Annotated in this window: 20 protein-coding genes; 5 read left to right on the forward strand and 15 right to left on the reverse strand. The window is 69.3% G+C overall.

Translation table 11 applies throughout. The features are described from left to right. Positions 1-10 precede the first annotated feature (10 nt). On the reverse strand, positions 11-1,111 hold the full coding sequence (locus AC3WOE_RS06215) for a PQQ-dependent sugar dehydrogenase (protein ID WP_492689065.1): 1,101 nt from the start codon (positions 1,109-1,111) through the stop codon (positions 11-13). A gap of 232 nt (positions 1,112-1,343) precedes the next feature. Here AC3WOE_RS06215 and AC3WOE_RS06220 point away from each other — a divergent pair, with 232 nt between their 5' ends. Next, positions 1,344-2,276 (forward strand): hypothetical protein, encoded by a 933-nt coding sequence (locus AC3WOE_RS06220; RefSeq protein WP_492689066.1) that lies wholly within the window; start codon positions 1,344-1,346, stop codon positions 2,274-2,276. Continuing rightward, entirely contained in the window at positions 2,273-2,755 is a 483-nt protein-coding gene (locus AC3WOE_RS06225; RefSeq protein WP_492689067.1) for a hypothetical protein, read from the forward strand. The genes AC3WOE_RS06220 and AC3WOE_RS06225 overlap by 4 nt, the downstream gene beginning before the upstream one ends. A 30-nt stretch (positions 2,756-2,785) precedes the next feature. Here AC3WOE_RS06225 and AC3WOE_RS06230 read toward each other — a convergent pair whose 3' ends face one another. Continuing rightward, entirely contained in the window at positions 2,786-3,976 is a 1,191-nt protein-coding gene (locus AC3WOE_RS06230) for a tetratricopeptide repeat protein (RefSeq protein ID WP_492689068.1), read from the reverse strand. Between the two features lie 14 nt (positions 3,977-3,990). Continuing rightward, positions 3,991-4,710, reverse strand: a complete 720-nt coding sequence (locus AC3WOE_RS06235) for a zf-TFIIB domain-containing protein (RefSeq protein ID WP_492689069.1) — start codon at positions 4,708-4,710, stop codon at positions 3,991-3,993. Between the two features lie 104 nt (positions 4,711-4,814). On the opposite strand from AC3WOE_RS06235, the gene AC3WOE_RS06240 reads away from it, so the two are divergent. After that, complete coding sequence (locus tag AC3WOE_RS06240; protein ID WP_492689070.1) at positions 4,815-5,369, forward strand: DUF3617 domain-containing protein; 555 nt, start codon at positions 4,815-4,817, stop codon at positions 5,367-5,369. A gap of 13 nt (positions 5,370-5,382) precedes the next feature. On the opposite strand, the gene AC3WOE_RS06245 is transcribed toward AC3WOE_RS06240, so the two are convergent. The 11 genes from AC3WOE_RS06245 to AC3WOE_RS06295 all read right to left on the reverse strand — a co-directional run bounded on the left by AC3WOE_RS06245 (position 5,383) and on the right by AC3WOE_RS06295 (position 18,378). Further along, entirely contained in the window at positions 5,383-6,333 is a 951-nt protein-coding gene (locus AC3WOE_RS06245; protein WP_492689072.1) for a PEP-CTERM sorting domain-containing protein, read from the reverse strand. A 118-nt stretch (positions 6,334-6,451) separates the two neighbouring features. Further along, positions 6,452-8,080, reverse strand: a complete 1,629-nt coding sequence (locus AC3WOE_RS06250; RefSeq protein WP_492689073.1) for a peptide chain release factor 3 — start codon at positions 8,078-8,080, stop codon at positions 6,452-6,454. A gap of 47 nt (positions 8,081-8,127) precedes the next feature. After that, positions 8,128-8,817, reverse strand: a complete 690-nt coding sequence (locus AC3WOE_RS06255; RefSeq protein ID WP_492689075.1) for a LytR/AlgR family response regulator transcription factor — start codon at positions 8,815-8,817, stop codon at positions 8,128-8,130. Then, on the reverse strand, positions 8,814-9,827 hold the full coding sequence (locus AC3WOE_RS06260; RefSeq protein ID WP_492689077.1) for a sensor histidine kinase: 1,014 nt from the start codon (positions 9,825-9,827) through the stop codon (positions 8,814-8,816). The genes AC3WOE_RS06255 and AC3WOE_RS06260 overlap by 4 nt, the downstream gene beginning before the upstream one ends. Then, positions 9,824-10,393, reverse strand: a complete 570-nt coding sequence (locus AC3WOE_RS06265) for a hypothetical protein (RefSeq protein ID WP_492689078.1) — start codon at positions 10,391-10,393, stop codon at positions 9,824-9,826. The genes AC3WOE_RS06260 and AC3WOE_RS06265 overlap by 4 nt, the downstream gene beginning before the upstream one ends. Before the next feature lie 134 nt (positions 10,394-10,527). After that, positions 10,528-11,133: a DJ-1/PfpI family protein gene (locus tag AC3WOE_RS06270; protein WP_492689079.1), complete on the reverse strand. Its 606-nt coding sequence runs from the start codon at positions 11,131-11,133 to the stop codon at positions 10,528-10,530. Next, positions 11,133-11,627 (reverse strand): Dps family protein, encoded by a 495-nt coding sequence (locus AC3WOE_RS06275; RefSeq protein WP_492689081.1) that lies wholly within the window; start codon positions 11,625-11,627, stop codon positions 11,133-11,135. Before AC3WOE_RS06275 ends, AC3WOE_RS06270 begins: the two co-directional genes overlap by 1 nt. Positions 11,628-11,684: 57 nt before the next feature. Beyond that, on the reverse strand, positions 11,685-12,113 hold the full coding sequence (locus tag AC3WOE_RS06280; RefSeq protein WP_492689082.1) for a DoxX family protein: 429 nt from the start codon (positions 12,111-12,113) through the stop codon (positions 11,685-11,687). 105 nt (positions 12,114-12,218) lie between these two features. Further along, positions 12,219-14,384 carry a catalase/peroxidase HPI gene (gene katG, locus AC3WOE_RS06285; RefSeq protein WP_492689083.1) on the reverse strand — a complete coding sequence of 722 codons (2,166 nt, stop codon included), beginning with the start codon at positions 14,382-14,384 and terminating at the stop codon, positions 12,219-12,221. 153 nt (positions 14,385-14,537) lie between these two features. Further along, complete coding sequence (locus tag AC3WOE_RS06290; protein WP_492689084.1) at positions 14,538-17,354, reverse strand: hypothetical protein; 2,817 nt, start codon at positions 17,352-17,354, stop codon at positions 14,538-14,540. Between the two features lie 103 nt (positions 17,355-17,457). Beyond that, positions 17,458-18,378 (reverse strand): hydrogen peroxide-inducible genes activator, encoded by a 921-nt coding sequence (locus AC3WOE_RS06295; RefSeq protein ID WP_492689085.1) that lies wholly within the window; start codon positions 18,376-18,378, stop codon positions 17,458-17,460. A gap of 63 nt (positions 18,379-18,441) precedes the next feature. On the opposite strand from AC3WOE_RS06295, the gene panB reads away from it, so the two are divergent. Together panB and panC are read left to right on the forward strand one after the other, a co-directional pair. Next, complete coding sequence (gene panB / locus AC3WOE_RS06300; protein WP_492689087.1) at positions 18,442-19,248, forward strand: 3-methyl-2-oxobutanoate hydroxymethyltransferase; 807 nt, start codon at positions 18,442-18,444, stop codon at positions 19,246-19,248. 110 nt (positions 19,249-19,358) lie between these two features. Continuing rightward, complete coding sequence (panC, locus tag AC3WOE_RS06305) at positions 19,359-20,195, forward strand: pantoate--beta-alanine ligase (protein WP_492689088.1); 837 nt, start codon at positions 19,359-19,361, stop codon at positions 20,193-20,195. Here panC and AC3WOE_RS06310 read toward each other — a convergent pair. Next, positions 20,188-20,661: an FKBP-type peptidyl-prolyl cis-trans isomerase gene (locus AC3WOE_RS06310; RefSeq protein WP_492689090.1), complete on the reverse strand. Its 474-nt coding sequence runs from the start codon at positions 20,659-20,661 to the stop codon at positions 20,188-20,190. The two genes, panC and AC3WOE_RS06310, sit on opposite strands and share 8 nt — an antisense overlap. Positions 20,662-20,765: the final 104 nt, after the last annotated feature.

A 20,765-nucleotide genomic window follows, 5' to 3' on the forward strand; every position in this document is an offset into this window, starting at 1 on the left:
GGTTTTCGCATCAGGGCTTCACGCGCACGAGGCGGCCGTGGGCTTCCAGCAGCAGATAGAGCAGGCCGTCCGGGCCTTCGCGCACATCGCGCATCCGGCCGGCGTCGGCGAAGAGCTTCTCCTGCTCCATGGGCCGGTTGTCGGCGTCGAGCTTGACGCGTTCGAGGTAGCCGAACTTCAGCGAGCCGATGAAGAAGTTCCCTTGCCAGGCCGGGCCGTACTTGGCGCTCTTGAGTCGCACCAGGCCCGAGGGGGCGATGGACGGCACCCACTTGACGACGGGCTGCTCCATGCCGGCCTTGGCGAAGATGCCGTCGCCGATCTTGCCGCCGCCGTAGTTCTCGCCATAGGTGATGACGGGCCAGCCGTAGTTCAGCTTGGGGCGGATCAGGTTGAGCTCGTCGCCGCCCTGGGGCCCGTGCTCGTGCTCCCAGAGCTGGCCCTTGTCGTCCAGGGTCAGGCCTTGCGAGTTGCGATGGCCATAGCTCCAGATCTCGGGCAGGGCGCCGGGCGTGTTTACGAAGGGGTTGTCGGCCGGCACGCTGCCGTCCTTGCCGACGCGCACGATCTTGCCGAGGTGGTTGTCCAGGGTCTGGGCGCTCTGCATGCCGGAGTAGCGCTCGCCCATGCTCAGCATCAGCTTGCCGTCGGGCATCTCGACGATGCGGCAGCCGAAGTGGTGCTTGCTCTCGACCTTGGGCTTCTGGCTGAAGATGACCTTGACGTCGGTCAGGCGCTTCAGGTCCTCGCTGAGGCGAGCGCGGGCCAGGGCCGTGCTGTTGCTCTTCCTGTCGGCGCTGGGCTCGGCGAAGCAGAAGTAGATCGTGCGGTTGCGCGCGAAGTCGCTGTCCAGCTGCACGTCCAGCAGGCCGCCCTGGCCGACCGCGTCGACCGCCGGTACGCCCTGGATGGGCGCGCTGGGCTTGCCGCCGGCCCTGGCGGTGCGCAGGGCGCCGTCGCGCTCGGTGATGAGGAACTGGCCATCGGGCAGGAAGGCCACCGCCCAGGGCGTCTTGAGGCCGTCGACGACGGTTTCGAGTTCGGGGGCGGCCTGGGCCGTGGACGCGAGGGCCGCGGCAAGGGTCAAGGCGAGGGTCGGCAGGGGCTTCATGTCGGCGATGCGTGGGGGCAGGGAAGACCCCATCTTCGCTCTTTCGCTCAGCTGGCGCAGTGGCTGCGAGGTACGGCGAGCCGGCAGCTTGGCGAAGGCTGCCTGTCAGCTTGGTGTCGTGCCGCCAGGGTTTCTGTGAAGCCGGCCGTCCCATGGGCTTGTCTACGCTGGGACATCCTCGGCGGGGTCACCTCGACGGGGCCAGTCAATCAACATCGTTGAAGGAATACCCATGCTGAGAATGACTCGACTCGGGCTGACGTTGGCAGCGGCTGCGTTCACGGCTGCGGCATTGGCGCAGGCCGGTTCCGAACTGAACCCGGACCGCCATGGCTCCCACCGCGTCAACGAGGGCAGCGCCAGCCACGACGCGCCCACGGCCGGCGGCACGGCATCGCTGTCGCCCATCACCAACCATGGCGGTCCCGTGATGACCGGCCAGCCCAATGTCCACGTGATCTGGTACGGCAACTGGAACCAGACCAATGGCAGCGACAACCCCGCCGGCCAGCAGGTCATCCGCGACCTGATCGCCGGCCTGAGCGGCTCCAACTACCTGGCCATCAACAAGAACTACACCTCCGGCAGCGGCGCCGTGTCCGGGCTGCTGGGCACCTACAACGAGGGCGTGGACACGGGCAGCCAGGGCACGCGCTTGAGCGATGCGCGCGTGCAGTCGGTCGTGAAGTCCTATATCACCAGCAAGGGCGCGGCCGATCCCAACGGCATCTACTTCGTGCTGACCTCCACCGAGGTGTCCGAGTCCTCGGGCTTCTGCAACAAGTACTGCGGTTGGCACAGCTCGGCCACCATCGCCGGCCAGGTGGTCAAGTTCAGCTTCGTGGGCAATGCCAACCGCTGCCTGGCCTCGTGCGCGGCACAGACCATCAGCCCGAACGGCAACCCGGGCGTGGATGGCATGGCCTCGGTCGTGGCTCACGAGTTGGAGGAGACGCTGAGCGACCCGCAGGCCAACGCCTGGTACGACGCCAGCGGCGCGGAAAACGCCGACAAGTGCGCCTGGACCTTCGGCAGCAACCAGCAGACGGCGGCCAACGGTTCGTCCTACAACCAGACGCTGGCCGGACGCAATTTCCTGATCCAGCGCAACCTGTCCCCGGTGGACAACAAGTGCTACACCGACTACGCCAACAAGCGGCAGTGACGCTGGCCGCGCTCGTGCTGGCCGCCCCTGCGGGGGCGGCTGGTTCGGGTGCCTCCCTGCCCACGCGGCTGGTGCAGGGAGCCAGCCAGGCGGAGGACTTGCTGCTCGCCACCGCCCGTGCCCGCGACGCCCGGGCGCTCGAGGGCCTGCTCGGCGAGGACTTCATGATGATCTCCGCCGCGCGGCCGGACAGCCCCGTGCCCTTCGAGGCCTGGGTGGATGCCATGGTCAAGACGGCTGGCGCGGCTGACTACAGCGTGCGCGGCATGACGGCGCAGGAGGTGGCGACGGGACGAGTGCTCGCAAGCTTTGTGCTGCAGCCGCGCGGCAAGGGACGTGCGGCCGTATTCGTCGTCGATCTGTGGCAATCGGACCTCACCCCCTGGCGGCTGCTTTCCCGCCATGCGGCGCTGGCAGGTGGCGCGCCCCATGCCATACCGGGCGACGCGTCCGTGCAGGAGCTGCAGAAGAAGTTCTGATCGCCGCCGGGTCGGCACCGGGCGCCGCCCTCAGGCGCGGCGCATCACGACCAGCAACCCGTCGACGGCCTCGTCGCTTTCCTTGCGGATGGCGCTGCGCGTGGACGATGCCATCGTGAAACCGTGGCGCGCGGCCAGGCGCTGCAGATACGGCAGCGAGTGGGCGTAGCGGCGCTTGGCGCCGAGGCGGAAGTCCACCTCGTCTTCGCAGGCCTCGACCGAGAAGGCGAACAGGCCCCCGGGTCGCAGCGCGGCCGCGGTGGCGGCGAAGACCGCGTTCAGCTCGCCGATATAGACGAAGACATCTGCGGCGACGGCGATGTCGAAGCGCTGCGGCTGACCGTCCAGCGCCTGGACGATGTCGCCTTGCACGAGTTCGTCGTACAGGCCCAGTTCGCGGGCCTTGGCCAGCATCAGGCCGGACAGGTCCACGCCGGTCAGCCGGGTGGCCAGCGGGCGCAGCAGCGGGCCGCACAGGCCGGTGCCGCAGCCCAGGTCGATGACGTCCCCTCCCCCCTTCGGCGGTTCGCTGCGCTGCAGCTCCGCCACCAGCAGCGCGGGCGTGCGATAGCCCAGGGTCTTGACGAGGTGCTCGTCGAAGTTGTGGGCATACATGTCGAACAGGGCCTCGACATAGCCGGCCGGCGCCGTCGAGGGCGCGCTGCCGACACCCAGGGCGGCCAGGGCGTACTGGATCTGGTCGACGTCCTTGCCCAGGGCCAGGGCCTGCTGGAAGGCCGCGATGGCCTGGCCCCTTCGGTGCAGGGTCAGCAGGCATTCGGCGCGGCCTATCAGCGCCTCGGAGTAGCCGGGCTGCAGGGCCAGGGCGGCGTCGAAGCTGGCCAGGGCCTCTTCGGGCCGCTCCAGCGCGCGCAGGCTGGTGCCGCGGTTGCGCAGGGCCTTGGCATCCTTGGGTCGCACGGCCAGGGCCCGCTCGAAGGCCTGCACCGACTCCTGATGGCGACCCAGGCTGCCAAGGGTGTTGCCGAGATTGTTCAGGGCCGGCGCGCTGTCGGGGCGCTGGGCCAGGGCCCGGTTCAGCAGCTCGAGGGCTTCGTCGAAGCGGTCGGTCTGGCCGCAGAGGGCGCCCAGCAGGTGCAGGGCGTCGAAGTTCGTCGGCGCGGTGCGCAGCATGCGGCGGTAGTGGTGCTCGGCCTCGGCGAGGCGGCCCTGCTGGTGCAGGGCGAGACCCTTGTCAAAGTCGCTGGGTTTGGCGGCCATGGATCAGGCGTCCTTCAGTCTTCCCACAAGCTGCTGATCAGGCTCAGTCCGGCGGCGAACAGGTCCACCGCATAAACGTCACCGAAATGACCCTGCTGTGCTCTCTCTCGCTCAGCGCGGGCCCGATCGCGCAGCATCAGGCCGAGCGCGTCGGCCACGTTCTCGGGCGCCGGACGTTTGGCGGCGGCCTTGGCATAGCCCTGCAGCGCCTGCTCGACGGCCTGCGGGTCGAGCAGCGACAACGGCGATCGGCAATGCGAGCAGGCGTCTTCCTTGCGAAGGTCCACCGTTGCGCCACAGCTGCTGCAATGGATGACGCCGATCTTGCTGGCGATATCGGCGATCTCGGGCTTGGTGAGCTGGCGCACAAGGCCCTTCTCGACCAGGAAGGCCGAGAAGCTGCTGAAGCGGCCATGCCCCTGCGGGCAGCGGTGCGTGACGTAGCGGCCGCTGCGGACGAAGTCGAAACCCTGCACCAGCCGGGCGCTGCATTCCGCGCAGCGCGGCGTGCCGGCCAATGGTCCGCGCCGGTCGCCCTGGTGCTGGTGCATCGCCTTGAACATCGCCACGATGGACTCGGGCGACAGCTGCAGGTTCTCGTGGTGGTCGAACCAGATGCCCTGGCAGCCGAAGCAGAAGTCGATGTCGACGCTGCCCGCGTGATGGCCCGGCAGCGTGCGCACCAGCAGAGCGTCGCCGCAGGAGGGACAGGGGCGGGCAGCGGTCGTGGGCATGGCGAGATGGTAGCGAGCCGTTACACGTGGCCGGCGATCGAGGGATTGCCGCTTGCGGGCAGCGGCTGCTGCAATGCGCGCCGTTTCGAGCTCTTCACTTCAACATGCCTCGCCTGCCTTCCCTTTGCCTCGTCATGGCCCTGTCCGCATCCGCGCTGCCGGCCCTCGCCGCCCCCGTCCTCGAGGTCAACCCCGGCCTCTGGGCCGCCGACAGCGAGATCTGGATCAACGGCCAGTCGATGAAGCCTGGGCTGACGGCCCTGCGCACCAAGCTGCGCAGCCGCCTGACCGATGCGCAGAAGGCCGAGATGGACAAGCAGCAGGCGGCGGAGAAGCAGGCCTGCCTGACGCCGCAACAGTCAAGGATCGACCTGCCGACCTATCTGGAATCGGCCCTCAGCGGTTCCGGCCCCTGGAAGTGCGAGACGACCGGCGTCAAGCTCACCAGCAGCGAAGCGGTCGGCAGCTATGCCTGCCGCACCGGCGGCGGCGGCCTGACCCAGGGCAAGTTCAACGCCACCTATGGCCCCACCAGCTACCGCATCGAGCTCAACGGCCGCGGCAATGCCGTGGACGGCCGCACCGGCAATGCCTTGAGCGCGGACGAAGTGGACCAGCGCATGCTGTCCACCGGCCGCTGGCTGGGGTCGTCCTGCTGACGGCGGTGTCGCTTCAGCGGCGGCTGCGGCCCTGGCGCCAGCCGATGACGGCCAGGCCGGCGAGCAGCAGCGCGACGCTGCCGGGCTCGGGCACCGCCGCGGTGGAGAAGCGATAGTCGGCGCCCGATGCCGACGCCAGGTCATAGCCCGCCAGCTCGACGCCGTCGACGGTCAGGCTGCTGATGCCGCCCCAGTACAGGGTGTGGCCAAAGCCGGCGGCCGCATGGGCATCGGCCGTGATGATGGGCGCGCCCGAGAAGGGCTGGTAGGGCCGGGCGGAAGACTCTGACTGTGTGATGGCCGTCATGGTGATCGAGCCGATGGCCCAGCCGTCATTGCCGAAGCTGATGGGCGCCGTGACCAGGAAGGCGCCGCCCGCCGGGTTGCTGCTGTTGGACACGCCATTGGTGGCCTCCAGCACGCTGCCGCTGAGGGCCACGTTCTGGCCGAAGAAGCTGGCGCTGAAGTTGTAGCTGGCGCCCGCATTGGTCGCGGTGTTCGGCGACCCGCTGGCCGATGCGCCGATGCCGCCACTGAAATAGAGCGTGCCGGTCAGCGTCCCGATCTTGCCGGCCGGGCCATGGATGGCGATCGAGTCGACGAAGCTTGCGCTGGACCAGCCATTGCCGGAATGGCTGTCGGTGCCGGCGCTCTGGGTGTCGGCGCTGGAGCTGATGTGCACGCTGCCAAAGCCCGCGGTGGCCTGGCTGCCGGCATTCACGCCGGCCGATATCGACGTACAACCCGCCGAAGTGCCGCTGATCCCGATCTTCAGGCCGCTGTCGCAGGCATTGCCGGCGAAGTCGGTGCTGGTGGCCTGGGCATAGGCCTGCGCGGCCGGGAGCGCGGGCAGGGCTTGAACGCTGCCGGCAACCGCCAGCGCGGCGGCCAGCAGGGTCAGCCGGCGCCAGGCCGGGCGCCGGCCCGCGTCTTCGCAGTCAAAGGGGAATGCAGTGCCGGGCATGGGCGCCTCTCTGGATTCAGGACGCGCAAGCACACCACAGCCGCTCCCGGCCCACAATCCCGATGCCTGCCTGCCCCCTCAAGATATAGGAAGAGGCGGGACCCCGAGCGAGGGATGCTCAGCCGTCCAGCCTTTGCTGGAACACCAGGCCGGCGTGCTCGCGCAGCGCGTGGAACTTGATCTTGGGCCAATTGGCCTCGATGGCGCGCAGCTCGGGCGCGTACTCGACCAGCACGGTCGGCGCGTCGACCGCGTCGTAGGCCATGCGGTGGTCGTTGGCGTCGATGAAGCGTTTGAGTTCGGCCGGGTCGTCGCAGGTGACCCAGCGCGCCACCTGGAAGCGGCTGGGCATGATGCGAGCCTTGCAGCCGTACTCGTGCTCCAGGCGGTGGGCGACGACTTCGAACTGCAGCTGGCCGACGGCGCCCAGCAGCAGCACGCTGCCGGCGATGGGCCGGAACACCTGGATGGCGCCCTCCTCGCCGAGCTGGGTCAGGCCGGCGCGCAGCTGCTTGGTCTTCAGCGGGTCGGCCACTTCGACGGCGCGGAACATTTCTGGCGCGAAGAAGGGCAGGCCGGTGTACTGCAGGGCCTCGCCTTCGGTGATGGTGTCGCCCAGCTGCAGCACGCCGTGGTTGGGGATGCCGATGATGTCGCCGGCAAAGGCCTCGTCCAGCAGCTCGCGCTTCTGGCTCATGAAGGTCACGACGCTGTTGGGGCGCAGGCTCTTGCCGGAGCGCACCACCTTCAGGTTCATGCCGCGCTCGAAGCGGCCCGAGGCCACGCGCACGAAGGCGATGCGGTCGCGGTGGGCCGGGTCCATATTGGCCTGGATCTTGAAGACCACGCCGGTGAACTTGGGCTCCTCCGGCTGCACGGTGCGCTGCATGGCCTGGCGCGAATCCGGTGGCGGGGCCAGCTCGACGAGGGCGTCCAGCACTTCCTGCACGCCGAAGTTGTTGACGGCCGAGCCGAAGAACATCGGCGTCTGCCTGCCACTCAGGAAGTCGTCGTGGCTGAACTCGGGCGCGGCCTCGCGCACCAGCTCGATCTCGCCCTTGGCGTTGTCATACTGCATGCCGAAGCGCTCGGCATAGGCGGGGTTGTCCAGGCCTTCCAGCACTTCCTCGGTGCCGGCGGCGCGGTCCTCGCCGGGCGCGAACACGCGCATGCGCTGCTGGCGCAGGTCCATCACGCCGTGGAACTGCTTGCCCATGCCGACCGGCCAGGTGAAGGGCACCACGGTCATGCCCAGCTCGCGCTCGATCTCGTCCATCAGCGCCAGCGGCTCCTGCACCTCGCGGTCCATCTTGTTGACGAAGGTCAGGATGGGCGTGTTGCGGGCGCGGCAGACCTGCAGCAGGCGGCGGGTCTGCGGCTCGACGCCGTTGGCGGCGTCGATGACCATCAAGGCCGCGTCGACGGCGGTCAGCACGCGGTAGGTGTCTTCCGAAAAGTCCTGGTGGCCCGGCGTGTCGAGCAGGTTGATGACGCAGTCGCGGTATTCCATCTGCATGACGGACGACGCCACCGAGATGCCGCGCTGCTTTTCAATCTCCATCCAGTCCGACGTCGCATGCCGCGAGGCCTTGCGCGCCTTCACCGAGCCGGCGATCTGGATCGCGCCCGAGAACAGCAGCAGCTTCTCCGTCAGCGTGGTCTTGCCGGCGTCGGGGTGGCTGATGATGGCGAAGGTGCGGCGGCGGCGGACTTCCGTCTCGATGCGGCTGGCGATGGGTTCGGACATGGAGTTGTTCTCGGGCTAACCCGCGATTATCCCAGCCGCTCCGCGGTCTACATCCCCTTGAAGCGGGCCCGGTGCGTGCGGCTGACCGGCAGGGCCTGGCCGATGCCGCGCAGATGCACCCACAGCTCGCCGTCGTCGCGTCGCTCGATGCGCTCGATGGCGCGGGCGTTGACGACCGAGCCGCGGTGGATCTGCCAGAACAGCTGGGCGTCCAGCTGCGGCTGCAGTTCGCTCAGCGACATGCGCAGCAGCAGGTGTTCACCGCCCTGGCTGAGGGCCCGCGTATGGCGCAGCTCCGAGCGCAGCGCCGCCAGCTGGTCGACGTCCAGCAGTTTCATGGTGTTGCCCGTCCAGGCCTGCAGAAAGCGCAGCCTGGAGCCGTCGTGGCCGGCTTGCAGACGTTGCACCGTGGCGGCCAGCCGCGCCGGCGTGACGGGCTTGCGCAGATAGTCCACGGCGGCGTGCTCGAAGGCTTCCAGGGCGTGCTCGGCGTGCGCCGTCACGAAGACCAGCCGCGTGCCGGCGGGCGCCAGGCCGGCCAGGTCCAGGCCGTCGATGCCGGGCATGCGGATATCGAGGAAGGCGATGTCGGGGCGGAGCTCGTCCAGCAGGCGGCGCGCCTCGCTGCCGTTGCGGGCGCGGGCGACGATGTCGAGGTCGGGCCAGGCATCGCGCAGCAGCAGTTGCAGCTCGTCCAGCAGCTGGGGCTCGTCGTCGGCGATGAGGGCAGTCGTCATGGCAGGGTGATGCGGGCCTCGGTCAGGCCCTCGGCATTGGTGGCGAGGTCCAGCGCGGCGCTATCGCCGTGCAGGGCCTGCAGGCGCTGGCGCAGGTTGGCCAGGGCCAGCCCATGGCCCTTGGGCGGGGTGTCGATGAGCGGCTGGCCGCTGTTGATGACGCTGAGCTGCAGCTGGCCTGGGGACCGCGCGGCGCGCAGCAGCACATGCCCGCCGTTCTCGCTGGGCTCGATGCCATGCTGGACGGCGTTCTCCACCAGCGGCTGCAGCATCAGCGGTGGCAGCGGCAGGTCGCGCAGCGCGTCATCGACCTCGATGCGCCAGCGCAGCCGCTCACCCAGGCGCAGGGCCATGATGGCCAGGTAGTGCTCGACGATCTGGCATTCCTCGCCCAGCGTGGATTCGGCCTGGCGCGTGCGGGCCAGGGCGGTGTCCAGGAAGCCGCTGACGGCGTCCAGCAGCGGCAGGGCGCGGTCCGAGCCCTGGCGCACGAAGCTGCGCAGCGTGGCCAGGGTGTTGAACAGGAAATGCGGCTCGATCTGGGCCTGCAGCATCTGCAGCTCGGCGCGCAGCCGAGCGCGCTCCTGCTCCACACGGCGCAGCGCGCGCAACCGGCGCAGGCCCTGCAGCAGTGGCAGGCCCAGCATGACGGCGCCGAAGCCCAGGTGCAGCCAGGCGCGTGTCACGCGCTCGGCCGCCGTCATGGCCTGCGGCGCCAGGGCCTGCTCCGTGGCCCAGCCGAGGGCGGTGCCGAGCAGCCAGGCCAGCAACAGCAGTTCGGCGGCAGCACGGTCTCTGCGCGCCAGCAGGCCGCAGAGACCGTCGGTGGCGGCGTGGCCCAGCCACAGGCCCAGCGACAGCGCCCAGGCGGGGTGATCGCGCAGCAAGAGGGCCGCCAGTGCGAACAGCGCGAGGCCGGTCAGCAGCGGCGCCGGGCGCCGCCAGCCTACCTTTTCCTCGCGCAGCGCCTCGGCCAGGTCGCTGCCCAGGGAGGGTGCCGCGCTGCTCAAGACGGCGTCATCTGGCTGGGCTGCCGGGGCAGCACGCGGGCACCTTGGCCCGTTGTCGCCACGGCATCGGACACGACCTCGAGCCGGAACTGCGTCGCCTGCAACTGCCCGGGACCGGTGAGCAGGAAGCCGAAGCTCAGCGCCGTGGCATCGGCCGGGATGTCCAGCACCACTTCGGCGGGCTTCCAGCCGAAGCTGCCGTGCAGCTGGCGGTCGAACATATTGTCGAAGGCGGTGCCCTGGCGCTGACCGCTGTCGGCCCGCATCCACAGGCCGCCCCAGGCGGCCAGCTGGTCGCCGCGCAGCTGGGCGCTCAGCCGCACGCGCTTGCCGGCGTAGTCCGTGGCCGCCAGCATCTGCATCAGCGACGAGAAGCCCTGGGTGCCGGGCTTGCAGTCCATGCTGAACACCCTGGCGCTGGGGGCGCCGCTCGTCGACACGACATGACCCTCGCAGGTCTGGGCGTCGCCGCTCTGCATCCAGCCCGACGGCAGGTCGGCGGGCTGGGCAAGGGCGGTGGCGAGCATGCCGACGGCGGCGGCGGCCACGATGGCGGAGGCTTTCATCAATCAATCTCCCATGACGGACACGAATCGGTCCGCATGCAGGCTAGGGCCGCGCCGGCATCCCGGTGATGCGATGGGGCGAACGGTGGCCGGCTGCGCAGCAAGCCGCCGAAAACCGACATCAGCGGTGGGCCTCAAGCGTCTGGCAGGAAAGGCTTGACGACGCCGAGCACGCGCTCGACATAGACCTCTTTCTCGCCCACCGGCGCCGCGTAGTGCAGGGCCGAGCGTGCCGCATCCAGCCCGGCGCGCCTGGCCATGACCCAGGCGGCCAGGTATTGCGAGGCCAGGCAGCCGCCGGCCGTGGCGATGGGGCCGCGGGCGTGGAAGGGCTCTTCGACGACGCGCACGCCGGCCTCGACGACCCAGGGCTTGGTGGTCGAGTCGGTGCAGGCGGGCATGTCGGCCAGCAGACCGAGGCGGGCCATCAGCAGCGTGCCGGAGCACTGGCCGCCGATCAGCTGGCGCACCGGATCGAGCTGCAGCCGGTCGAGCAGCACGCGGTCGTTGGCGATGGCGCGGGTGTGGATGCCGCTGCCGAACAGCACGACATCGGCCTCGTTGGCGAACTCCAGCGGCTGCTGGGCCGTGACGGTGACGCCGTTCATCGATGTCACCTGCTCGGTCGGGCTGGTGATGGCGGCCGACCAGCCCTGGGCGTAGAGCCGGTTGATCAGGCCCAGGGCGATGAAGCTGTCGAGCTCGTTGAAGCCGTCGAAGGTGAGGACGGCGACCTTCATCACTCTTCGAGCAGGCTGCGCAGCATCCAGGCGGTTTGCTCGTGGACGGTGAGGCGCTGGGTCAGCAGGTCGGCGCTGGGCTCGTCGCCGGCCTTGTCGACCAGCGGGAAGATGGCACGCGCGCTGCGGGCGATGGCCTCGTGGCCCTGCATCAGCAGCTCGACCATCTTCATGGCCTTGGGCGGCGTGGCGGGCGCATCGGGCAGGCCGCTGAGCTTGGCGAACTGGGCATAGCTGCCGGGCGCCGGGAAGCCCAGGGAGCGGATGCGCTCGGCGATGGGGTCGACCGCGTTCCACAGCTCGGTGTACTGGGCCATGAACATGGCGTGCAGGCTGTTGAACATCGGGCCCGTCACGTTCCAATGGAAGTTGTGGGTCGTCAGGTACAGCGTGTAGGTCTCGGCCAGCAGCTTGGACAGACCGGCGGCGATGGAAGCGCGGTCCTTGTCGCTGATGCCGATGCTGATGGACGGGGCGGCGGATTTCTTGGCCATGACGGCTCCAAAGACATAACGGGGTGAGCCTAACGGATTCGGCCCGCCCCCGTGGGTTCAGGCGCTGGCGAACAGCCGCGGCCAGCGGGCGCGCAGCAGCGTCGGCGCGTGCTGCCAGGCCAGGCAGAGTTGGCAGACGATCATCAGCACCGGGTATTCGCAGCCGTCTTCGTTGCCCGACGAGAACCAGCCATATTGCAGATGGTGGACGGGGATGCCGACGAGGTAGATGGCCGCGAAGCCCAGGCTGATGGGGAAGATGAAGCGGCCGCTGGCCAGCACGAGCGAAGCCAGCATCTCGTAGCCGGTGACGGCCGGGCCCAGCCAGGTGCCCAGTGGCACGCCATGGCGTTCGACATAGACGCCGAAGCCCAGCGCGTCGCCGTGGACGAAGCGCACCCAGCCGTGCAGGGCGATGAAAAGCGCCACCGTCAGGCGCAGCAGGGTCAGGGGTTCGAGGGGAAAGCGGGCGCGGAGATCGGACATGGGAGCCTCTTGGGTCAGGTGGCGAGGCCGGCGGGGGTGCCGGCGGCCTCGCATCCTGGGGATCCCGCTGCTGAACGTCCTGAATCGGCTCTGAATTCTTCTGATTCAGGCGTGCAGATCGAAGCGGTCGAGGTTCATGACCTTGGTCCAGGCGGCGACGAAGTCCTGGAAGAACCTGGCACGACCGTCGGCGCTGGCATAGACCTCGGCATAGGCTCGCAGCACGGAGTTGGAACCGAAGATGAGGTCGGCTCGCGTGCCGGTGAACTTGACGGCGCCGGTCTTGCGGTCGCGGCCCTCGAAGGTCTCGGCGCTTGCATCCGTCGGCTTCCAGACCGTGCCCATGTCGAGCAACTTGGCGAAGAAGTCGTTGCTCAGCGTGCCGGGCTTGTCGGTGAACACGCCGTGCGGGCTGCCGTTGGCGTTGGCGCCGAGGACGCGCAGGCCGCCTACCAGGGCCGTCATCTCGGGCGCGGTCAGCGTCAGCAGCTGGGCGCGGTCGACCAGCAGGGCCTCGGTGGAGGCACCAAGCTTGCCCTTGCTGTAGTTGCGGAAGCCGTCGGCCAGGGGCTCGAGGACGGCGAAGGATTCGACGTCGGTCTGGTCCTGGGTGGCGTCGACGCGGCCCGGTGCGAACGGCACCTCGACGGTGACGCCCGCGGCCTTGGCGGCCTGCTCGATGCCGACGCCGCCGGCCAGCACGATGAGGTCGGCCAGCGACGCCTTGCCCGAGGCCTGCTGGATCTCGACCAGCCGGGGCAGGGCCTTCACGGCGGCTTCGTTGACGGCCCAGCTCTTCTGCGGGGCCAGGGCGATGCGAGCACCGTTGGCGCCGCCGCGCTTGTCGCCGCCGCGGAAGGTCGAGGCCGAGGCCCAGGCGATCGAGACGAGGTCACCGACGGACAGGCCTGAGGCGGCGATCCTGGCCTTCAGTTCGGCGATGTCGCCGGCACTGGGGTGGTGGGTGGCCGCGGGCAGCGGGTCCTGCCAGATCAGGTCTTCCTTGGGCACTTCCGGGCCGAGATAGCGGGCCTTGGGGCCCATGTCGCGGTGGGTCAGCTTGAACCAGGCGCGGGCGAAAGCATTGGCGAAGGACTGCGGGTCGTCGCGGAAGCGCTGCGAGATCTTGCCGAACTCGGGGTCGAAGCGCAGCGTCAGGTCGGTCGTCAGCATGGTGGGCTTGTGGAACTTGCCCGGCACATGCGCGTCGGGGATGTCCTCCGGCGCGTTCTTGGCCACCCATTGCTTGGCGCCGGCCGGCGAGGTCATGGGCTCCCACTCGTACTTGAAGAGGTTGTCGAAGAAGTGGTTGCTCCACTGCGCCGGCGTCTGCGTCCAGGTGACTTCCAGGCCGCTGGAGATGGTGTCCTTGCCGGAACCGCTGCCGAAGCCGCTGGTCCAGCCCAGGCCCTGGGACTCGATGCTGGCGCCTTCGGGCTCGGCGGTCTTGTGCGATTCGGGCGCGGCGCCGTGGGCCTTGCCGAAGGTGTGGCCGCCGGCGATCAGCGCGACGGTCTCTTCATCGTCCATGGCCATGCGGCCGAAGGTGGCTCGGATGTCCTTGGCCGCGGCCAGGTAGTCGCCGCTGGCGTTGGGGCCTTCGGGATTCACATAGATCAGGCCCATGTGGGTGGCGCCAACGCTGGCAATCAGGCTGCGCTCGCCCTCGAAGCGCTTGTCGTCGGCCAGCCATTTCGTCTCGGCGCCCCAGGCCACGTCCATGTCGGGTTCCCACACGTCCTCGCGGCCGCCGGCGAAGCCCAGGGTGCGAAAGCCCATGGATTCCAGCGCCACATTGCCGGCCAGGATGAAGAGGTCGGCCCAGGAGATGGCCTGGCCGTACTTCTGCTTGAGGGGCCAGAGCAGGCGGCGGCTCTTGTCGATGTTGACGTTGTCGGGCCAGGAGTTCAGCGGCGCGAAGCGCTGCTGGCCGCGCCCGCCGCCACCGCGGCCGTCGGTCGTGCGGTAGGTGCCGGCAGCGTGCCAGGCCATGCGCACCATCTGCGGGCCGTAGTGGCCGAAGTCGGCGGGCCACCAGTCCTGGCTGTCCGTCATCAGTTTGACGAGGTCGGCCTTCAGCGCGGCGTAGTCCAGCTTGGCAAAGGCCTGCGCGTAGTTGAAGTCCTCACCCAGCGGGTTGGACTTGCTCGAATGCTGGTTCAGCAGGTCGACGCGCAGCTGGTGGGGCCACCAGTCCCGGTTCGTGGTGCCGCTGCCGGCGGCGTGGTGGAAGGGGCACTTGCCTTCGGGCTTGGTGGTCGGGTCGCTCATGTCGGCTCCTGGTGTCTGGGGGGAGACCAAAGCTTAATGATGGCTATTGGGCGGTGGTTTTGAATAGAACTAACCTAACAATAGCCAAAATCATCAAGCGCCGTGGTCGGCGCCCGATGTTGCGACGAGGGACCCGCTGGCGTGGGCTCCGGCTTAGGGGGTGATGCGATAGATCGTGAACACGCCGTCCGGCGCCGTGACCGTGGCCGTCATGCCGTCGGCCGACAACTGCACCTGGGCCGAGAAGCTGGCGTTGGCGCTGGCGCCGATGTCCCACATGCCGGCGCAGCCGTTGGTGTCGTAGATCTTGCCGGTGACGGCCAGGGCGCCGCTGGCCTTGTCGTAGCTGTAGCTGGAGTATTCGCCGCCGGCCGGGCCCTTGCGCTCGTTCAGGCAGCTGCCGGGCTGGGTGTCCCCCAGCGGGTCGATCATCAGCAGCTTGCCGCTGGGCAGGAAGAGGAAGTGCTGGGTGTTGAACTCGGTCGCCGAGAAGGCCCACAGGCCGACCATGCCGGTGTTGTCGTTGGGCGCGCGGCTGAACACCGTGCCCAGGCTGCTGCTGAGCTGGGTGGCGGTGATGGTCAGCTTCTCGGTGGCCTGCTCGGCAGCGCTGCGCTTGAGCTCGGCGCCTTCGCCGGCGGAGTTGCTCTCCACCAGGCCGGTGAAGGTCTGGTTGGCGGCGTCATAGCTCAGCCAGCCCAGCTCGTGGCCGGTCTGGGACAGCGCATGGGCCGCGGCCGCCTGGCCGAACAGGTAGCGCCCGCCGTCGCCGATGCGCAGCAGGGCCAGGTTGTCACCGTCGGTGGCCAGCCAGGCGCCCTTGGCCGTCGTCAGCGCGGCCTGGCTGGCGGCGGACAGGTCGGTGTAGCGGGTGGCGGGGTTGATGGCCGGCATGCCGGGCAGGGCGGCCAGCACGGCGTTGGCGGCCTCGAGGTTGAGGCGCAGCAGGCTCTGGCTGGCGCCGGCCGGGTTCTGGTAGCCGAAATAGACCTTGCCGCCGCGCTCGACGAAGACGCGGCTGTAGCCGGCCTGGGCCATCAGTGCCGGCAGGCCGCTGAGGGTCATGACGCGGGCGTCGCCCAGGGTCTTGATGCTGTAGCTGCCACTGCCCAGCGGCGTGCAGTTGCGGGTGCTGCCGTTGCTGGCGCGGTTCAGGCAGCTGTAGTAGGTGGTCGCCGTGCCGCCGCCGCCGGCGAAGGCCACGCGCAGGCGCAGGTCGGTGCTGTACCAGTTGCCGGTGCCGGCCGGCCTGGTGGCCGCGCCGGCCAGGGTGCCGAGGCTGGCCGTCGAGTTGCTCCACCACTCGTTGGGGTCGAGGCTGGCGTCGCCGCCGCTCGTCGCCTTGGCGAAGATGCAGGGCTTGCCGGGGTTGCGGGCGACGAGGTCTTCCAGCGTGGTCAGGTTGACGGCCGTCGTCGTGCCGGCGCAGGCCAGGCCGGTGGTGCTGCGGGCGTCGCCGCCGGCGGCGATCTCGGCGCTGTAGCCCGTCGCGATGGCGCTGGCCTGCACGTCGTAGGCGATGGCGGTCTCGGTCGGCGTGTTGGTCTGGTAGTAGAGCCTGGCACCCGCGGGGAAGCTGGCGCTGCCGAAGCTGGCCAGGTTGGCGGGGCCCCAGTTGGCATAGAGAACGCCGCCGCTGCCGCCGGGGTAGCTGCGGATGCGGCTCGTGAACACGCTGGCGATGCCCTGTCCGGCCAGGTCCAGCACCGTGCGCCAGGTGCGGCCCTTCTCCAGGCCGTCGCAGTAGTTGTAGCTGGCGCGGCCCTGGGCATCGCGCACGCTGGCGGTGTTGCGGTCGCCGAGCTTGCAGGCCACCCAGACGCTGCCGTTCCAGTGCAGGTCGCCGCTGCGCGCCGCGCTGCCGCCGTTGGCCCAGGCCTGGGTCACGCCGGCGGCGCTGTAGCCGCTGCTCTGGCTGAGCATATAGAGGGAGGCATAACGGATCAAGCCGGCGGCATCAGGCGTGTTGTCGGCCGCGCTGTTCTGCAGGCTGCGCATGAACCAGTTGTTGACGTCGGTGTAGCGCAGGGCGGTCAGCTGGGCCGTCGGGATGGCGGTCGAGACGGAAGCGTCGGCCGGCAGCTTGGCCGCGCCGATGGCGGCCTTGGCCTCGTCGGGCGTCATGCCGGCCTGGGCGACGACGGCCTTGGCGGCGTCGTTGATGGCCGTCGTCAGCGCCGCGCCGCTGGCACCGGCGACGCCGGTCTCGGCGGCCTTGCCGGCGATGGTGGGCAGGGCGCCGACGACGGCGCTCGTCACCTGCTGGTTCACTTCGGCCGCCGACGCGGTGGCGCCGCTGATGTCGGCCTGGCCGACCACGCCCTTGAGGGCGTCGGCCTGAGCCAGCGTGGTGGCCTGCACGAGGCGGGCGACGAGGGCGGCCTGCTTGTTGTCGGCATTGGCGCTGGCGGTGAAGTCGGCCAGCGGCGAGACGGCCAGGCCGGCCTGGGCCTGCACCAGGGCCGTCGCGTCGGCGAGGCTGACGCCGTTGGCATCGGCATGGCCTTGCACGAGCGTGGACAGCGGGCTGACGAAGACGCTGTGCGCCGCGCTGTTGCCGCTGGCCGGTGCCAGCAGCGTGAAGGCCGTGCCGACGGCGGCGCCGGTGTCGGCATCGATGGCCGTCGCGGGCACCATCACGACGACGCGGTGCTTGCCCGCATCGGCCGGCTGTACGGCCAGGCTGAAGCCGCCGTCGCCGGCGGTGGTGGCGCTGGGCTCGGCGCTGTCGCAGGCGCCGTTGTCGTTCAGGTCATAGCAGGCCGTGGCACCGGACAGGGCACCGTCGACGGCCTTGCCGCTGATGGCCACCGTGGCGGGCGGTGCCGGCGTCGGTGTCAGCGGCGCCGCGGGCGGTGGTTCGGCTGCCGACCCGCCGCCACCGCAGCCGCTCAGCAGGGCGGCGCTGGCCAGCAGCGTGGAGACGAGGACGGGCGCCGGGCAACGGCGCATGGTGATGGGTTTGTGCATGGAAGGCCCCCTGAAGAAGCCGCAGCGAGGCGGCGAAGGACTCCATGCTGGAACCCGACGGCATCCCTGCCATCACCAGTACTGACGAGCGCGCAGCGGCCCCCTAGCTCAGCCGTGCCACCCCCTGCAGCTGGCAGGCATAGATGGCATTGCGCAGCGCCGCGATGGCCTCGTAGCGCGTGAAGCTGCGCCGCCAGGCGAGCACGACGCGGCGCGTCGGCACGGGCTCGCTGAAGGGGACGAAGGCCAGGTGCGGTGCGGGATCGCGCGGCACCGACAGCTGGGGCACGACGGTCACGCCCATGCCCGAGGCCACCATGTGCTTGATGGTCTCCAGCGACGAGCCCTCGAAGCTGCGGCGTATGCCCTCGGCGTCGCTGGAGAAGCGCGCGAACTCGGGGCAGACCTCCAGCACATGGTCGCGAAAGCAATGGCCGGTGCCGAGCAGCAGCATGGTCTCGCGCTTGAGCTCCTCGGCCGAGATGGTCTCGCGCGTGGCCAGCGGATGCACCGCCGGCAGGGCGACGACGAAGGGCTCGTCGTAGAGCGGCGCCGTGGCCAGGCCGGCATCGGGGAAGGGCTCGGCCATGATGGCGCAGTCCAGCTCGCCGGTGCGCAGCATCTCCAGCAGCTTCACCGTGAAGTTCTCCTGCAGCATCAGCGGCATCTGCGGATAGAGCTCGATGGTGTGCTTGACCAGCTCGGGCAGCAGATAGGGGCCGATGGTGTAGATGATGCCCAGGCGCAGGGCGCCGGCCAGCGGGTCCTTGCCGCGCTTGGCGATCTCCTTGATGGCGCCGGCCTGGTCGAGCACCGACTGCGCCTGGCGCACGATCTCCTCGCCCAGCGGCGTCACGGTGACTTCGCTGCCGCCGCGTTCGAAGATCTTCAGGTCGAGCTCTTCCTCCAGTTTCTTGATCGCCACCGACAGCGTCGGCTGCGACACGTAGCAGGCCTCGGCGGCGCGGCCGAAATGACGCTCGCGGGCGACGGCGACGATGTATCTGAGCTCGGTCAGGGTCATGGGGCGCAACGCTACACTGCGGCCGCCTCGGCAGCCTCATCGGGGTTTCTACGGAGAAGACGCATGACCGACCGCAAGCCCATGACCCTGCCGCGCCTGGCGCAGATGCACGCGAGCGGCGAGAAGATCGCCATGCTGACCTGCTATGACGCGGCCTTCGCCAGCCTGCTGGACGAAGCCGGCGTCGACATCCTCTTGATCGGCGATTCCCTGGGCAATGTGCTGCAGGGCCGCGGCTCCACGGCGCCGGTCAGCATCGAGGACATGGTCTATCACACCTTCTGCGTGTCGCGCGGCCACAAATGGGCCTGGATCATTGCCGACCTGCCCTTCGACAGCTATCACGTCAGCAAGGAAGAGGCCTGGAAGAGCGCCGCCGCGCTGGTGAAGGCCGGCGCGCATATGGTCAAGCTCGAAGGCGGCGGCTGGACGGCCGAGACCGTGCGCTTCATCAGCGAGCGCGGCATCCCGGTCTGCGTGCACCTCGGTTTCACGCCGCAGACGGTGAACGCCTTGGGTGGCTTCAAGGTGCAGGGCCGCGACGAGGAAAGCGCCGCCCGCATGAAGCGCGAGTCCTGGCAGGCCGTCGAAGCCGGTGCCGCCATGCTGCTCTACGAAATGGTGCCGGCCGCTCTGGCCGCCGAGATCACGGCCGAATCGCCCGTGCCCGTCATCGGCATCGGCGCCGGTGTCGGCACCTCGGGCCAGGTGCTGGTGCTGCACGACATGCTCAACATCACGCCCGGCCGCAAGCCGCGCTTCGTCAAGGACTTCATGGCCGGCAAGGACTCGGTGCTGGCGGCGGTGAAGGGCTATGTGGACGAGGTGAAGGCCAAGACCTTCCCGGTGAACCAGACGCACGGGTTCTAAGAAATCTATGAAACACAGCCACAGAGACACAGAGGCACAGAGAGACTGCGCTTGTTCTCTGTGCCTCTGTGTCTCTGTGGCTTTGCTTGTTTTTTGATTGGATGCAGACGATGCAAGTCATCCACACCATCGCCGAGCTGCGCGACGCCCTCGCCATCCATCGCCAGCGCGGCTTCGTGCCCACCATGGGCAATCTGCACGAGGGTCACCTCGCGCTGGTGAAGCAGGCGCGTGAGCTGGTGGGGCCGGCGGGTGCCGTGGTGTCCAGCATCTTCGTCAACCGCCTGCAGTTCGCGCCGCACGAGGACTTCGACACCTACCCGCGCACGCTGGAGCGCGACTGCGCGCTGCTGCAAGGCGCCGGCTGCGACATCGTCTTCGCGCCGAGCGAGAAGGAGCTCTATCCCGAGCCCCAGGGCTACAAGGTGGTGCCGCCCGCCGAGCTGGCCGACATCCTCGAAGGTCATTTCCGGCCCGGCTTCTTCACGGGCGTCTGCACCGTCGTGCACAAGCTCTTCAACCTCGTGCAGCCGACGCTGGCCGTGTTCGGCAAGAAGGACTACCAGCAGCTGATGGTGCTGCGCCGCATGACGGCGCAGATGGGCCTGCCCATCGAGATCTTCGGCGGCGAGACCCGCCGCAGTGACGAAGGCCTGGCGCTGTCGTCGCGCAACGGCTATCTGAGCGAGGCCGAGAAGGTGGAAGCGCTGCGCCTGTCGCGCACGCTGAAGGCCCTGATCGCCCGCTGGCAGGCCGGCGAGCGCGACCTCGCGGCCATGGAAGCCGACGCCATGCAGACGCTGCGCGAGGCTGGCTGGGCGCCGGACTATCTGACGCTGCGCCGCCAACACGACCTCGGAGCCGCCGTCGAAGGCCAGCCCCTGGTCGCCCTGGGTGCCGCCAGGCTGGGCAAGACCCGCCTGATCGACAACCTCGAAGTCAGTTGATCGCGGTCAGCTCGATGTCGAAGACGAGGGCGGCATTGGGCGGAATGGCGCCATTGCCGGCGCCGGTGCTGCCGTAGCCCAGGCTGGCCGGGATGGTGACGGTGCGCTTGCCGCCCACCTTCATGCCGGTGACGCCCTGGTCGAAGCCGGCGATGACCTGCAGCGGGTTGGTGCCGAGGGTGAACTGGAAGCTGCCGGCATCGAACTTGGTGCCACGCGTGTCGGCCACCCGCACGTCGTAGAGATAGCCCGAATAGTTCACCGTGGCCTTGCTGCCGGCCACTGCGGTGGCGCCGGTGCCGACCGTGGTGTCGGTCGTCTTCAGCGTGGTCACCGCATTCCAGCCGTTGGGGTCCTGGTTGATGGGGGTGCCGGAGTTTCCGCCACCACCGCCACAGGCGGACAGACCGAGGCTGGCGCTCATTGCGAGCAGGAGGGCGAAGCGGCGGGTGCGAAGAGCGGACATGGGGTCGACGGCGAAGTGGAAGGAAAAGAAGCGCCGCTCGTGGCGGCGGCGCGGACTATAGCCAGCGCACGTAAAGGCTTGTAAGCAGAGTCAACAGGCCACGA

This window comes from Roseateles sp. FW305-36, from assembly GCF_058787015.1.